9 protein-coding genes are annotated in these 17,472 nt (G+C 29.8%); 5 read left to right on the top strand and 4 right to left on the bottom strand.

Translation table 11 applies throughout. The annotated features are described in order from the left end of the window. Nucleotides 1–102: 102 nt before the first annotated feature. The 4 genes from KM029_RS24805 to KM029_RS24790 all read right to left on the bottom strand — a co-directional run bounded on the left by KM029_RS24805 (nt 103) and on the right by KM029_RS24790 (nt 10,508). Nucleotides 103–4,932 (bottom strand): T9SS type A sorting domain-containing protein, encoded by a 4,830-nt coding sequence (locus KM029_RS24805; RefSeq protein ID WP_144077099.1) that lies wholly within the window; start codon nt 4,930–4,932, stop codon nt 103–105. Nucleotides 4,933–5,064: 132 nt separating this feature from the next. Beyond that, on the bottom strand, nt 5,065–5,856 hold the full coding sequence (locus KM029_RS24800; RefSeq protein ID WP_144077098.1) for a hypothetical protein: 792 nt from the start codon (nt 5,854–5,856) through the stop codon (nt 5,065–5,067). Between the two features lie 131 nt (nt 5,857–5,987). Then, nucleotides 5,988–7,436 (bottom strand): sulfatase family protein, encoded by a 1,449-nt coding sequence (locus KM029_RS24795; RefSeq protein ID WP_144077097.1) that lies wholly within the window; start codon nt 7,434–7,436, stop codon nt 5,988–5,990. A 36-nt stretch (nt 7,437–7,472) separates the two neighbouring features. Beyond that, a complete protein-coding gene (locus KM029_RS24790) occupies nt 7,473–10,508 on the bottom strand; it encodes a glycoside hydrolase family 2 TIM barrel-domain containing protein (RefSeq protein ID WP_144077096.1) in 3,036 nt (1,011 codons plus the stop codon). 294 nt (nt 10,509–10,802) lie between these two features. On the opposite strand from KM029_RS24790, the gene KM029_RS24785 reads away from it, so the two are divergent. The 5 genes from KM029_RS24785 to KM029_RS24765 all read left to right on the top strand — a co-directional run bounded on the left by KM029_RS24785 (nt 10,803) and on the right by KM029_RS24765 (nt 17,098). Further along, on the top strand, nt 10,803–11,324 hold the full coding sequence (locus KM029_RS24785) for a hypothetical protein (RefSeq protein WP_144077095.1): 522 nt from the start codon (nt 10,803–10,805) through the stop codon (nt 11,322–11,324). A gap of 119 nt (nt 11,325–11,443) precedes the next feature. Then, nucleotides 11,444–12,190: a porin family protein gene (locus KM029_RS24780; RefSeq protein ID WP_144077094.1), complete on the top strand. Its 747-nt coding sequence runs from the start codon at nt 11,444–11,446 to the stop codon at nt 12,188–12,190. Between the two features lie 72 nt (nt 12,191–12,262). Further along, the gene (locus tag KM029_RS24775) at nt 12,263–13,720 is read left to right on the top strand and encodes a M48 family metallopeptidase (RefSeq protein WP_144077093.1); all 1,458 of its coding nucleotides are present in this window, start codon (nt 12,263–12,265) and stop codon (nt 13,718–13,720) included. A 705-nt stretch (nt 13,721–14,425) separates the two neighbouring features. Further along, nucleotides 14,426–16,771, top strand: a complete 2,346-nt coding sequence (locus tag KM029_RS24770; RefSeq protein WP_144077092.1) for an outer membrane beta-barrel family protein — start codon at nt 14,426–14,428, stop codon at nt 16,769–16,771. A gap of 135 nt (nt 16,772–16,906) precedes the next feature. Further along, nucleotides 16,907–17,098, top strand: a complete 192-nt coding sequence (locus KM029_RS24765) for a hypothetical protein (RefSeq protein WP_144077091.1) — start codon at nt 16,907–16,909, stop codon at nt 17,096–17,098. Nucleotides 17,099–17,472: the final 374 nt, after the last annotated feature.

Raw genomic sequence — 17,472 nt, 5'->3', positions numbered from 1 at the left:
TTAAAACATACCCATAAAGTAAAAAAATAGCACCGAGTTTACACCCGATGCTATCAATATATAGTAATCTAAATTTGTAACGCTATGTACACATTAAGCAAATTATTTGACTATTAAACGTTTTGTGAAATTTCCAAAAGATGATTTTATATTAATAAAATAAATACCAGTATTGAATGTTGAAACATCAAAGATATACTTTTGTTGATTTTCTATTTCTAAATTATCTTTCTTTATAACTTGACCAGTAGCGTTTAATATAGAAATATCTACACTTCCATAAATAAGCCCTAAATCTACTGTAACATTTTCTGAAGAAGGGTTGGGGTAAATTGAAACAATATTCGTAGAATCCTCTCTAAAAGAATTCAAAGGTCCATTAATATCCAATGTTATTAATTCACTTACTGCACCGTCAAAATCAGTTTCTTCAAAACTAAATTTTAAAACAACTTCTCCTCCAGCTCTAATTTTTAATTCTTTCCATTCTAAACTAGCAGGTCCACTTTCTAAACTAACTGAAACAATATTATTTTTATCTGTTTTAAAACTTGGTAATGAGTATGTTCCAATTTCAGTGATATCATCAAAAAATGTTGTTGAAAAAGTTTGAATTCGCCTTGTAACATCAAATGTGTATGTTTTGCTAAATGGTTCGTACATTTCTGAACCATTATTATAAAATTGAATTGATACCTTACCATATTTGCTAATATATAAATAGTTTTCTGTAGTTATACTAGCATTATTCGTTAATCCTTTAACATTTAATTCTTGACCTTCATTTGTTTGTATCCAAGTAATATTTCTGTAATATCCTGTTTCAGTAATTTCATCAAAAAATTCAGTTGTTAAGGTTTGGATTCCTTTTTTTACTTCTAAAGTAAAAGTAGTATCAAATTCATAGTGGAATGGACTATTATTTGATGAAACTCTGAATTCCACCTCACCTGCACTTAAAATTGACAATATTCCATCTTCAATATATGCGTTACCTGATATAATATCAACTTTCATAACATACCCTTGATCTGATAGCAAACTATTTACGTTATATTGACCTGCAAAGGATAGCTTCTCCTTCAAATTACTGATTGATGCATTTGTAACAGGAGTAGTATTAAAGGACCATTTAAAAGCTAAATCATTATAAGAAGATTTCCATTTTATAAAAGAAGTTTCTCCTTTTAAAATTCTATATTCTAAATAAGCATGTTGCATATAACCACCATCTTTTCTTGAAGTTACATAAGTACTACTTTTTACAAATGGTCCTCCGCATTCTTCAAAGATATCAGCACTCTTATACTCATCAGTTAAACCTTCAGTTGATAATAATAAAACTTCATCTCTGTCAGCAGTATACTTATACCATATATCTGTTCCACCTGCTATGAGAGTGTCTGGTGAAGTTAATTCAATACTTTTATCACAAGTATAAGCAGTTTGTGGTATGGCATTCCATGAATGAATATCAGAAATTGTTGTATTATTTGATAAATTTTCAAGATCTATATCTCTTAAAAGACTATCACCTTGTGAATTTACTTCCCTAAATTCATTATAATTTTTTAAAACAAAATAAAACTCTGTTTTACCTAAATATTTAGGCATTACAATTTCATAATGTAAATTAATAGGATTAAAAACTAATTCATAATCTTGATTATTATCATCAAAATCATTCATTGAACCAATCGCATGAATTTTTACTGAAGGAGGAGTATTTTTTGGAATATTTTTTATTATTAATTTTCTTGTTTTGTTTATTTTAAAATTCCATGTAAACGTCTCCTTTGAATTATTTTTCCACTTTAATAAAATACTTTCGCCTTTATATATTGTATGTATTAACCTTAATTCATTATACTTTTCAGATACGGACTTTATAGATGTATTACATCCCGAAAGAAGTTCTAATTCAGTACCTTTGGCATCTAGTGTATTTAATTCAATTTGAATATCTTCAGTTGCAGTATAAGAATAATATTGATTAAAATTGCTCACTACATAATCACCTTCACTTATTAAATCAATTGGATCATTACAACTATTGGGACTAACTGGTATTTGCTTCCATGCATATATCGGATCTATTTCTCCAATAGTGCCATAGTCTCTTATTTTTAATCTACCTTGTTGATTTACTTCAGAAAAAGATTCATAACCATCTAATGCAAAAGTGAAATTCTCAATCGAAAGATCTTGAGGCAAGATTAATTTGTAAGAAGTACTATTTTCTATTTGTTTTAGTTCGTACTTTAAATTATTTACTTGGTTAATAGCATATATAGTTATATCCTTAGGTGTATTTTGAGGTATTGAAGGTATTATATAGGTATTTAAAGCTACAGATTCAATCGTAAAGTTACTAGAAGAATTTAAATACACGTTATTTAAGAAACTAATGTAAATTTGTTCTCCCTGTTCTAAAAATAGCTGTTTACTAAATTCCCCAGCATATATTGAAGCAATTGGTGTATCGCCACACTTATTAAAAATTTCAATAAGTTCTCCATATGAATATTTACTTCTTTTAAATGTTATTAAAACATCTTCTTTTGCTGTATAAACAAATGACTTTGGGTAATTATCTATAAATGTAGTCCCATCCTCAATAACATAACTTTCTTCACATGTATTTGAAGGCTTTAATTCATCTTGCCATGTAAAAACTCCATCAATGACAATAGAACCATTTACTTCTGATAAATTTAGACTCCTCACAAACTCTTCACTATTATTATTTAATTCTTTGTAAAGGCCTGAAAAGGCTATACTAAATTTAACAATATCACCTCTACTTTTTGGAATATTAAATTCATACTTTTGAGTTTTAGTATTATAAGAAGAGGTTTCATTCCAATAATTATTATCTTCAGCTGAAATTAATCGAATATATTTATTAATAGGAGTACTCGACGGAACAGATTCTAAAATTACTTTCACAAATTCTCCTAATTCATAATAATGTGTTGTTTCATAAACTAAACCATCCCATAAACTATTGGATACTCTACAATAAAAATTCGAATTAATATCATCCTTAAAAGAAATTTCTAATGAACTTCCATTTTCATCTATTATTCTTAAATCATCTTTATACCAATTATAAATATTATTTGGAGAATTATCTAACACTGACAAGGTAGTTGTTTCATTATCAGTATTTTGAGAGATGTTTAAATATTGACTACTTTGATTTCTAATAGTAGTATATTCAGTATTTATTAACGTATTTTTTATTTGGTCAAAATCTTCAAAATTCAATTTGTTTTTTTCTAAATAAATTAAATTTAAATTAACCAATTCTTCTATACCTTCTGGAACATTAACTAGTTTGTTATCAGCTAAGTTTAATGATGTGATTTTTTTAAAATTAGTAAATGTTGGTAATTCTCTTATTTGGTTCTTACTTAAGTCTAAATTAGATAGTAATTCCAAATTAGTTATGGTTGAAGGTAGACCAACTAATAAATTAAAAGATAAATTTAAAGATTTTAAATTCTTTAAATTTCCTATTTCTGATGGCAAACTAACTAGCTCATTTCTATAAACATCTAAACTTTCCAAAGATTGGAGTTCTCCTATTTCAATTGGTAAACGTGTTAAACCATTTCCACGTAGGTATAATACTTTTAATGATAATAATTGATTGATACTTGAAGGTATTTCTCTTAAATTATTGTCGTTTACATTTAAGTATTCTAAAGAACTTAATTTACCAATTGATGATGGTAATTCTATTAAATCATTACCATTTAGTTTTAATCGAGTTAAACTACTAAAATCACCTATTACTGCTGGAAGAGTATTACCTAAGTTATTTGTAGATAAATCTAATTGTGTTACTTTATAAATATCATCATCACCTTTTGTTAAAGTCACCCCATACCATGAACTAACATTTTTATCACTCATCCAATTATCATTATTTTTCCAACTAAGTCCCCCTGTTGAATTATATAACTTTTCTAGAGATAAATACTCCTCATATAATATTCCACCTTTAAATGCTGAAGCTGTTACGGTAAAAGTTTCACTATTACTTAAATAAGTATCAGTTTCATCAATTGATGCTTTAATAGTAATATCTTTATCAATAGAATGTATTATTAATTGATTATTGGATAATTCAGAAAATTCATGACCATCTATTATGGTAAATTTTGCTTTAGCATCTGAATTTGTAGAAAGTTTAATAGTAGTGACTACACCAATGTTAGTTGTTATATCTTGAACATTAAAAAAATATCCATATTTCTTACCAGATACATCCACACTATTTGTAACAGTAAATTTTAACTGACCCAGATTAACATTGTCAGCATTATAAATAATACCAACCACTTCTTGAGTACCTGCAACTCCTAACCCCGTTATAGTATTGTTTTCTAATTGAATAATACCTTTATCATCACCTACTAGATTAAAGTGTAAGGAATCAAATGTATTATTTTTATTCTCAATTAATAATTGTTCTCCATATCGAATTGATATATCATCAATATCTAATATATTAGAATATCTTTTACCTGCTATATCTTCACCTCCAAGAGTCCATTTAAAGATTTCACCTGAGCCAACATCAGGAGTCAATTTAATATAAATAACTTCACCTTGATAAGCTGATACATGATAAGAAATAGAATTACTTAATATCGTTGCGTTGAAACGTAATCGTTCATCACAATTTGAGTAAAAACCCAATACTGAACGTATAGATGCACTTCCATCTGAAAAAGTTAAATACTTCATGTCATGAGGTATTTCAAATTTATACCAATATTCATCTCCTGTAAACTCATTTTCTCCTAAAGTTGGTAACAGTGCATCTAAACATGAATTTTGAGCATAAATCCTATTATTTAAAAATAGAGAAAGAAGTCCTATCAAAAATAGGAAACAAAGTTTGTTGATTCTAGTTTGCATAAAAAATTATATAGTTGAAGTAAAATAGTTAACCAAATATATAATTTTTTTATTAAAAAAAGCAAAAATCGCACTCCAAAAGAATTTACTCTTTTAAAGTGCGATTAATAGTAAGATAAAAACGTTTAATACTTAAATGTTCTTTTTAGTAACAGACGATTCACTTCCTTGTGTAAGATTTATTTTTGCTTCGTCACTATCATACAATATGATTTGTGAACGGTCTTTTGTATATCCTTTTATCTCTTTTTTTACAACTGCTTGCACATAGGTATCGTGTCCAATATCAAGAGTTAATTTTTCTACAGGAACAATGTGGTTAGGAGACATTTCATGATTTAATCTAAAACGATCGTTTCCACTATTTTTCTTTATTTCTAACTCTTTGATAAACGCATATTTACTATCATTCTGAGATAAAAATACATTTGCATCGTGCCCTAAATGTAACTTTAAACAATGAGCTGAAACAGATGATATTGTTATAACTGGTCTATCGCCAATGTGCATATGTAAATGATCGATATCTAAGAACTGTGCAGATAATCTAGAGTCATTCCCAGAATGTATATCTAAATCTTTTTCTGAATTGATAAAGCCTTGTGGGAAATTAATAACTACCCTATCTCCTGTCGAAATTTCTTTCAATGATTTAACAGAGATGTTTATCTGCTTTTCAGTAGCGTAATTATTTATTTTTAGTGTTTTGCCTTCTATCGTGTATTCTACACCTTCCGAAACACCAAAGTCTCCATTATAGATATTAATTGTTGCATCATTTTGAACTTCAATAGACGAAAAGCTTTTTGTGTGTTCAATATCATGAGGAGTGTCATTTGGGGATACATCTTCGTCATTGCCGCAAGATATAACGCCTAGAAGTAAGAGTAGTAAACTAAAATACGTTGTAATTTTATTCATCATAATTATTAAGCTTGTACAAATAGGTTGCAATAACTCGTTTGAATAAATAAATGTCAACAATATTCTTTTAACAAATCCCAATTTAAAGAGTACAATAGTACTTTACCTTCATAACATTCCAAACACCCTATTTACTTAGAATCCCCTTGAATTTTAGCCAAGCCAGGCTCTTTAACTTCTGTCATCAACTTCAATAAATCAGAATGCATTTTAGTAGCTATTTCTTTGTACTCAGGATCATTGAAAACATTAAAAAATTCGTTTGGATCTTTTTCAAGGTCAAATAACCATGGCTTTTCTTTTACAGACAACACTAACTTGTACCTATTTGTAACACCTGCTATCCAGCCTCCTCCAGAAGTTCTATAATACGTTAAACGGTTATCTGTTACTACTTTACTTTTACCTAAAAATGTTGCTGCTGCATTATATCCTTCGGCATTAGGTATCTCTTTCTGATTCATAATTCCTAGTATTGTAGGACCAAAATCTGTAGTTACATACGCAGCATTAATTACTTTCCCTGCCTTTATTTTTTTCGGATAACGAATTACAAAAGGTACTCTAGCCGCTGTTTCGTAAGGTACCGACTTGTTTCTTCTTTTGTGCTCAAAAAGCATATCACCATGGTCAGATGTAAAAATTATGATTGTGTTTTGGTCGAGTTTATTTTCTTCTAAAAACTTAAGAATTCTCCCAACGTTATCATCAATACACTTTACCATGCCAAAATACCCTCTCATGTATTCTTGGTCTATTTCATCTTTTGCCTCATTCTTATTTTTTGGTGCTCCCCAAGATGGTCTTTGTTCTGTATTTTCAACCATTGTTATAGGTTTCTCAAAAACCATGTCATCATAAAGATGCTTGTACTTTCCTTCTACAATATTTGGGGTGTGAGGATCTGGAATTGACAGCATTAAACAGAAGGGTATATTTTTATCTCTCTCAAGAATCTCTAACGATCTATCTGTTAAATAATCTGTTGTGAAATGGATATTCGACATATCTCTCCCTTCTTTTTTCCATTTGTAATACATGTTTTTATTTACTGGAAAATGCTCACCCTCTTCCGTTACTTTAAACCAAGGGTTATGTCCTCCATTAAACATGTATTGATTATCCGAATAGCCAAATTTATTACTCGGTGCAAAACCAGGTTTTTCATTACCGTCTAAATGCCATTTGCCAACATAAGATGTAGCGTACCCATTATTTTGTAAAACTTTTGCATAAGTTGTTAGTGTGGGCGTCATATGTAAATTGTTTTTCCATGCCCCAGTATTTTGCGGAAATAACCCTGTCTGGAAAGATGCTCTAGAAGGTGTACATACTGGCGATGCCCCATAATAATTCATACAAATTGCTCCTTCGTTTGCAATTCTATCAATATTTGGAGTCTCAACCTCTACTCCTTTTCCCCAAACATACGCTTGTTCTTCTGGTAGTTGATCTCTATAGCACCCTAACGTTCTAAAGTTATGTTCATCAGTTTGAATGATAATCAAATTTGGTTTTGATTGTGCCTGTAAAAAGGTCAAAATACCCAAAAGACACCCTAGTAAAAAATGGAATTTCATATCAGTATTACTTTATTTATTTCAGTCAAATATATATTAAATTGCCTTCAATTCATCAATACAAAGGCCATTACTTTGCAATGCTGTAATACGAATTGTATTTGCCCCTGTACCCATAATAACAGGGACATCTATCACTTGCCAAGTTTTTCTAAATCCTTTATTTGCAGGTAAAACAAGTTCTTGCTCCTTACCATTTACAGTAAGTTTAACTTTATGTTCCTTTCGCACATCAATGCCAGCACTATACCTTATTTGTAATGTAAATTCTCCCTCACTGCCATCATTTTCTTGATACCACTCTACATAACCTCCACTATTTCTACCAAAATCTATATATCCTTTCCCATTAAAATTAGCCCCTTTAGAAGCAATAGTTACCCCATCAAAACGAGCATCTTCGGCTTGGTCTCCACCCGGGTTAGCAGCCATTGCAACTGCATCCCAAACAAAGCCTTCTTCTGAAGAAAATTTCTCGTGCATTATTAGTGCATTTGTACCATTTAAAGTTACCAAAGCTTTAACAGATGTGCCTATTTCTACATCAAATGCAGATCTATATTTTTTAGATGATGTAGTTGGTGTGCTACCATCAACGGTGTAAAATATAGCTACTTTACCTTTTGGCATATTTCCTCTTAGAACAAGTTGCTGCACATCAATAGATACACTTTTTGATGATACTTGACGCTTTTCACCTAAAATACCCCCGACTAATAAACTGATAGCTCCGTTATCATCTGTACTTTCAATATAGGCTCTTGTTAACCCATAAAAGGCAATTCTATCTGTTGCTTCAAAATGTTTTTCGATATCAATGGGCGATCCATTATCCAATGCTCTAACTTTTCCAGAACCCAACACCTTAAAGAAACTTCTATTTTCTCCATAAGGATAAAACTCCCCTTTATCATCAGTTGTTGTAACACGTACTTGTACAATATCATTGGTAGTTTTTGCTAATTTCTCTCCATCAATACTTAATTTTAATTTTGATGGGTTATTAGCTGTGCGAATTATCTGCTCACAAATAATTTTATCACCTTTATAACCTACAGCTTTTAATGTTCCTGCTTTCCAACCCACTAACCATTGACATTGCATTTTATCCCAAGATTTACCAGGCTTTTGCTTACCTAATGACTTATCATCTAAAAACAATTCAACTTCATCACAATTAGAATATACCCAAACTGGAATTTCTGTTCCTTCTTCTAAAGTTGGGTGCGTCCAATGAGGTAAAATATGCACCATAGGAGTTGTCGTCCACTGACTTTGATAGAGGTAATACAAATCTTTCTCGAAATTTGCCATGTCTATTGCTCCACCCATAAACGATTTAAAAGGCCATCCTCCGTGTACATAAGAAGCCTCACCGATATAATCATGCCCTGTCCATCTAAACGATCCTGCATAATTTGGGATATCTCTTAATTGCTCTATATTTTGGCGTGATGTTAAACGCACCATTGCATTGTCGTAACTAGAATTAAATATCTGCTTGTAACTTTCTTTATTCGACGAGTTTGTCCAATCGAAAGTAAATACTTCTTCTTCTGTAAGATCAGGGTAATAATATGGTTTCTGGCGTTTACTTGGATAACCATCTCTATACCACGTTTTAGTTCTGTAATATCCTCTAACTTGCCATGTATGCGTGTTTTCTGTACCAATAAAAACTCTATCTTGTTCAAGATTATCAAACCAACCCATCTTTTCACTACTCCCATTTACGCCAAAAACATCCATATATTCAGATTGTGAATGTCCTGATGTAACAGGTCTTGTATTGTCAAGCTCGTGACACCTTTCTACTAATTCTTTACCTATTTCTCCTTTGGTTTCATTCCCCACACTATAAATAACTATTGATGGGTGATTTCTATCTCTTTTTATCCAATCTGTTAGGTCTTTTTTCCACCATTCTTCAAAAGCATGAGCTCCATAATCATTAGCTGCTTTTTTATGCCAACCATCAAAAATTTCGTCCATAACCAGCATCCCCATTTCGTCGCACATATCATAAAACTGAGGCGTTTGTGGGTTATGTGCGGTCCGAATAGCATTACAACCCATTTTTTTAAGTTGAGCTATTCTAAAACGCATAATCTTATCGGGAACAGCAGCACCTAACGCACCAGCATCTTGATGGTTACACACTCCTTGTAGCTTTACATTTTTTCCGTTAATCCACATTCCCGAAGCTGGAATCCATTCTATATCTCGTACACCAAAACGTGTTTTCTCTTGTTGATGAATCTTTTTACCTATCTTAATTTCTGTAAGGGCAGTATATAAATAAGGTGATTCCACCGACCACTTTTGGGGTGAATTCATTTTAACTACCTGTGTAATCTCTTTGCTATTTTTTGAGGCTATTGAGAATTTTTGATTTGCTTTTGCTACAATGTTTCCCTCTTTATCAATTAATTTAGTTGTAAGCGTTCCTTTGGTAGTTTTAGCCAATACACTTTCTATTACAGTTTGAATAGTCACCTCATCGCCTTTAGTTTTAATAAATACACCTCCATTATCACTTACATGAACAGCTGCTTTTACATCAATCCAAGTATTTGCATAAATCCCAGAGCCTGTATACCATCTAGCCGAAGGTTGTAAATCATTATCTACACGAACAACAAATGTAATTTCATTACTCTTTTCAACTTCTTCAGAAATATCATAATTAAAAGAAATCCATCCATACGGACGGTGCCCTAGTTTTTTACCATTCGCCCAAACTGTACTGTTCATAAACACACCATCAAAAGCAATAGAAACCACTTGGCCTTTCCATTCTTCAGGTACTTTAATTGTTTTTCTATACCACCCAATCCCAGATGGTAAATAACCACATTGTCCTCCCATTGGATTCTCTTGGCTATATTCCCCTTCAATACTCCAATCATGTGGTACATTTAGTAATCTCCAATCATTATCGTTGTAGCTAATTTCTTGTGCACCTTTTTGTTCATTAAGTTTAAATTTCCAATTGGCATTAAAACTAATTCTTTCTTGTGCTGATAAATTTATGGTCATCAATAAGATGCCTAGAGTAATAAAATATTTCATTCGTGTCAGTTGTTCATATAATAATGGTGTAAAAGTCGTTTATACGATTATTACCGTTGAACTTGTGTGTAAGTTATTTGTATCTGATTGTATAACTAGCTAATAGTCAGTGTATAGAAAACGCAATTGAAAAGAATGAATGATACAATGTTATACTCCATATTAAAAAAATTACTACCTAAGTAAATTACCTATTTCTACCTTTTAGGTAATAGTATAACTTATAACCCAATGAATTAAACAACCTTTGTAATCTATTAAAAGCTAAGTTTTATTACTAAAAAATATGCTACTATGAATACAAATTTATTTAATTCGAATGTTAAAATACTTTCAGTAATTACATCTTACCAAGAGGAGATTACGAATATAAAAAAGCTAGTTTCTTCTTCTCTAGAAGATATTTTACTAGATAACGAAATTGAATTTATTGATAAACTAAATGATTTGCAGGATAAAGGAATTAATTTAGTGGATATCTTGACGGATTTTAATCAAAAACTACTTCTTAATACAACAGGTAAAACGCAAAAAATAGTTTCTGATTTAAAAACGAAAACAACAATATATATATTAAACAATAAGCATTTAACCGCTAGTGAAAAAGAGGAAATACTTCAGAAGCAATTAAGAGCATTATTGTCTTTACAAAGCGAAATTACAGATCAATTAGAAGATAAAGAAACACAAATTAGTGAATTAGGAAACTCTATTAAAGAGGGTATAGGATCGGTACATGAGAAAATGGCAGATGTAATATCTAATGTAGGAGATGTTTTGGAGTTGATGAGTACAAAAGTTCTAAAACTGAATTGAGCTCCTTTCAATAAAATTTAATCATAACCTACAATTTAATGTTTGAGTAATTGATTATATGAAATAATAATATAGTATTGCATAATTAATAACTTCATCTTCAACTAAAAAAATATCTTTTGAAAAAATATCCTGTTTTATTCGTCATCACTTTCTGTTTGTCATTTTTTGTTAACCAACAATCTTATGGACAGGCTGCAATTTTAGCATTACTTTTTGGTGATAAAGTGGCATCAGAAAATTTTAATCTTAGTCTAGAATTAGGGTCAACCTATATGGGTTATTCAAATTTAGATAACTCTAAAAGTTCTAAGCTAGGTATTAATTTTGGCATTGGAGGGAATATTAAAGTAGCTGATAATTGGTTTATTTCTCCAAATATCTACTTCTTAGCAAGAAGAAATGCACAATTTAGTTCGCTATCTTTAGATTCAGGAAACCCTAGTTTAGATGCTAATTTTCAAGATGTTAATGCCTCAATAGATTTAAATTATATTGATATTCCCATCTTTTTTAGCTATCAAACAAATAATAAAAAATTTAGATACAGTATAGGACCCCAGGTCTCGTTTTTAAACTCTTCTAAAGCTACTTATAAAGGCGCTGAAGGTGATTTTGTACAAAGTATAAATAGTTCTACAGGTAATATTGATTATGGTGCAGTAGCAGATTTTGGATATATCTTAGGCAAAGCTCACAAAGGAAAAGGAATACATTTGCATTTAAGATATTACTACGGAATGACAGATGTATTTACCGATGAAATAAGTGCAAACGATAACCGAAATAGCTTTCTTTCATTACATTTAAGCTTACCTTTTATTACAGATGAGCTTGCAAAGAAAAACCTTGATGAGTTAGACTAATTGTAGTGTATTTACTAAGAAACATTGTAAAGGACTTATCTATAACGCATTTACTTTTATAATTTAAAAACAATGATAATCAATAAAACAATTGTGCTATCTCTAGTATTTTTATGCTTTCAATTTGTTGCAAATGCACAAAGCATTGAATTGGATAAAATGCTTGGAAAAGAAAATGCCAAATCTGTTGCTGCTCAGATGGGAATCTATAATGATAAACAGAAAACAGAATATATTAGAAAAATAGGCAATAGATTGGTGAGTCAATTAGACAACAAAAAATTTGATTATCAATTCTATATTGTACCAGAAGAAACTCCTAACGCATTTGCACTACCCGGAGGTTATATATTTATTACAACAGGTTTACTACCTATCATTGAGTCGGAAGATGAACTAGCGTGTATTATGGCACACGAAATTATTCATGCACATGAACGTCATTCGATCAAGCAAATGAAAAAAAGCATTTTGCCAAGGTTATTAGAAGTTCCTGGTAATTTAGTAGGCGTGGTAAATAAAAATTTAGGTGATATTTTGAATGCTCCTATTCAAACATCAAATGCTTTATTATTGTCTTCTTACAGTAGAAAACATGAAACAGAAGCTGATGTTGATGGTGTAAAATTAGCGACAAAAGCAGGGTACGATCCTAAGGCATTAATGTCTATTTTAGATCGAATGTCTAAAACTATTGAGAAAGCTACAGGGCATGCAGAAGTTAAAAGTTATTTTAATGATCACCCTTATACAAAAGATAGAATTTCTAAAATTGAAGAAGATATAAAAGGTGAAAATATTGTTGTAAAACAACCTATCTCATCCAATTTCTTGATGGAATTTGATAGCCTCTTGTATGGTCAGAGTCCATCTCAAGGAGTTGTAAGAAAAAACGAATTCTTGCATCCTGACTTAGACTTTAGAATAAAATTTCCTAAAGAATGGAATGTAGAAAATCACGAAACGAATGTAAGTGCCTATAATCCATCTAGAAATGGTGTAGTTTTTTTAACGCTAGACGATGCCAAATTACAACCGAAAGAAGCGGCTGCTAAATTTTTAAATAATTTAAAGCCAGAAGAAAAAGCTTGTTTATCTAATTCAGAAAAAATTACAATAAATGGTTTAGATAGCTTTGTCCTTTCTTTTAAAGAGACTGTAAATAACGAGAATGTAACAGCTTATGCATGTTGGATACCATTAAACGGTAACTTGTTTCAGCTAACAGGAATTTGTCCAGAAAAGCAGGCTAACCTTCTGGAAGAAGTTGCAGAAAGTTTAAGAGTGCTAACTCAAGAAGAGAAGGCATCTTTTACAGTTGAAATCGTTACAGTAGTTCATCCCAAAAAAGGAGAAAATCTCAAAGATCTATCAAATAGATACAAGAATACGCTCGACCTTAAATTGGTAGAATCTATAAACGATATATCTTCTAAAAAAGGGAAATTAAAACCTACAGATGAAATAAAAATTGTGGTAGAAATACCGTATGTTGAAAATAAGTTTAGCAGTTCTAAATCATTAAAATAAACTCAAAAGTAAGTCTCTTTTCATTATAAAAAGGAAAGAGACTTACTAGGGGTTTTAGAAGTAATGGGCAAAATAAACAAAAATTTAGTCTCAGTTTAGTCAATGTTCAATACCTGTATAGTCTAATATCATCATTGGTAATTCTTGTATAGAAGTAAAGTTTTTACTTAGCTACCAGCCTTTCTTGAGCTATAACCTTTTAGGAGAAACGATAATTAAAAATACACAAGAATACCTTCCTCGGTAACAAATACTTTCAACCACTGAAGAGTAACTGTAGCTACATTTATCTAAAACCTATACCTACACTTGGTTCTGTATCATCGAAGTTTTTAACAGCCCACCTTGTAAACAGTGGATTTGATAAATTATCTCTCATATCAGTTACTTAAAGTCCATTATCTGTGTATTATGAAATTTACATTTCTGATTGGGTTATAAAAGAAAAATAAGTGTGACTTAACAATAGATGGAAAGGAGTTTCATTTTTTCACAATAAAGAGAGTTATATTAGGAATTTATCAAATAATTTAAACATTAAAGTGGTCTTTAAGCCAACTTCCGTTTGCGGATTAATTCCGTTATTAACTATTGATCAGTGTTTTTAATGTTAACATTTTTGAATTTTTTTAATTTATTTTGGTTAATATTCATAAAAAAAAGACATTGATAAAAACCAATTACAAAACGACTAACTAACTAATTATGAAGATATTTAACCTATTCTTTATATTACTAATTTCAATAAATGTACATGCTCAATTCTTTTCAATAGAAGGAAAGGTTCTTTCGATAGATGAGGAACCACTTGAATATATTAATGTAAATATATTGAATGATAGCTCTCATATTATTGTAGGTACTCGATCTGATAGTTTAGGGAGGTTTCGCTTGGAAGTTGAAAAAGGACAATATATCCTTGAGTTAAATCAATTTGGTACAAAATTTTATTCTAAAGTAGTTGATATTAATTCATCTATTGATTTAGGCCCGTTAATTATTGATCCTTCCATAATACTAGATGCCATTACAATTAAAAATCAAGATGATCTAATTGAACAAAAAATAGATAGATATGTTTTTAATATAGATCAGACAGCCTTAGCTACAGGTGCTAATGGTCTTAACATTTTAGAGATTACTCCTGGCCTAATGGTTAATCAAAATAGAATTTCAATACTTGGTAAAGCCGAAGGAGTAGGCGTTATGGTTAATGGAAAGATTCTACAAATGTCTCCTAACCAAATAATTGATTATTTACAAGGTTTACAAAGTGATCAAATAAAAAGTATTGAAATTATAACCAGTCCTCCCGCTAAATATAGTGCAGAAGGTAATAGTGGTCTTATTAATATTATCCTTAAGAAACCAAGAAAAGATCAATGGAGAACTATAATTTCATCTTCATATAGACAAGGTATTTATGCTCAAAGCATAAATTCAGTTAATTATTATTTCAAAAAAAATAATTTATCAATTGGAACAGGTGTAAATTATTCGTTTGGCAAATATAAAGGAGAAGAATATTTACAAGTAATATATCCTGAAAATATATGGAATTCTAATACAGAGTCGATCAATAAAAAAAATAACTTATCAGGACATTTTATCTTAGATTATGATTTGAATAAAAAAATAACTACTGGTATTCAATATAATGGATCATTAAATAAACCAAATGTTTCTGATATAGATAATTCGGTTATTAATAATTCAATTAGCAGTAGAGAGGTTGTTACAAAAGGGATTTCAAACAAAAAAAAGCGTAATAATGCATTAAATTATCATTTAAAATATACCATTGATACTCTTGGAAAAGAGTTAAATATAGATATTGATTATTTTAATTATAATACTGAAAGTGAACGAAATTTTATAGTTTATAATAATAACAACTTATTATCTGATCAAGAGAATATAAACTCAGGGGATCTTAGTATTAATAATTATTCTGTAAATTTAGATATGAATCACCCTACTAAATTTATTGATTTAAATTATGGAGGAAGAGTATCCTTTTCAAAAATAGATAACTATTTATTTTCAGATATTTATGACGTTGGTTTTATACAAAATGATCAGTACAATTATGATGAGAATACACAATCATTGTTTATAAGTGGTGAAAAAGAGTTATCAAATAAATTCTCTTTTAAACTCGGTCTTCGTATAGAAAACACTCAAATTGAAGCTGATAGTAAATCTACTAAATTATTGAATACGTATAATTATACTGAACTCTTCCCTAGTTTTTATTTAAGCTATCGACTAAACAATAATAATAATTTTTCATTTTCTTATAATCGAAGAATTAATAGACCAAGCTTTTCAAACCTTAACCCTTTTAGATATTATTCTAGTCCTTTTTATTATTGGGAAGGTAATCCTTCACTTACTCCATCATTCACTCATAATTTAGAATTGAATTATAAATTAAAAAAATACAGTCGGACATCCTTGTTTTTTCAATCAACTAAAGATATGTATGGAGGAGTTGTTATTATCGATAATGATAATGTAAATCAATTAATTAAACCATTAAATTATACTGATACTGAAACGTTTGGTATAAGTCAAACATTCATTAATAATATTAATAAAATTAGATTATACTATGGAGGTTATGGTGGTTACCAAAAGTCAAAATCAAAAATATATCCTATTACACCAAAAGAAATAGATGGATTTTATTCAGTCTTGTATATGTATTTTAATTATAAATTTAATGAGAAAATCAATACAGGTTTTAATTACCAACAAGTGTTTCCTAACGTAGGGCTTGACCTTACAAATAATAAAGCAAGGTCTATTTTAAATTTATATTTATCTGCAATAATAAATGATAAAATTACTTTAGTCCTTAATGTAAATAACCTTTTCCGTGAGTATAGTTTTAATTCAACATCAGAGAGAAATGGAAATTTTGTAGAAACAAATGGATTCTATGATAATAGGTATGTAAAATTAACTATTAAAATCAATTTAGGAGGAAAAGTTAAAGTGAGTGATAGGCAAATAAAAAATAAAGAAGAAATTAATAGGTCCTATTAAGTCCTTATATATCGAAAGATAATTACTAAGCTTAATGCTTACTTAAATAAAAAATAAACTTGCAAGTTAGTCCGAAGTAGGATTAATGACTAAAAACTATTATCTATTTTTCAATCAAAATACTAAATAAGGAAGATGAGAAAGAAGATTAAATCCTTTTCGAAAATTAGTATGCTAATTCATGAAAAGGATATCCTAAGTGGTGGATATTCAATTGTCTATGGTGGTAACACTGATAAAGAAATACCAGATATTGACGTAAATGGAAATTGTCCCTCGACAAATAATTGTCAGGGAGGTAACTGTACTAAAGGTTGTGGTAGTTAAAAATAATCTTTAAACATATTGGGAAGTGACAGATAATATTTGTCACTCCCTAACCACAATAATAAAAACTAATTCTAATGATGAGGTAGAAGAAAAATAAAAAAAGCAATTTCTATGCATTAATATAAACCGTCAACGGAAGATAATGGTATGTTGCAAGATGGTTTTATTATTGCTTTTCAAACAAAAGTGACCCCGGAGATGAAACATTTACAAATGTGGGGTTAGTGTATTACAATACCATTTGACTGAAAAGTAACTATTTAGTTTCATTTTTTTCTAAATGGTTACTATAATTAATAAATCCTATACAAACTATGAAAATTAGCACCTACAATTCAATTTTACCTTTTGAAGATAAATACTCGTTATAT

This window comes from Flammeovirga kamogawensis (genome assembly GCF_018736065.1).
Taxonomy (GTDB): domain Bacteria; phylum Bacteroidota; class Bacteroidia; order Cytophagales; family Flammeovirgaceae; genus Flammeovirga; species Flammeovirga kamogawensis.
The sequence above is the reverse complement of the archived record's forward strand: the minus strand, read 5'-3'. Positions and strand labels throughout refer to the sequence as shown.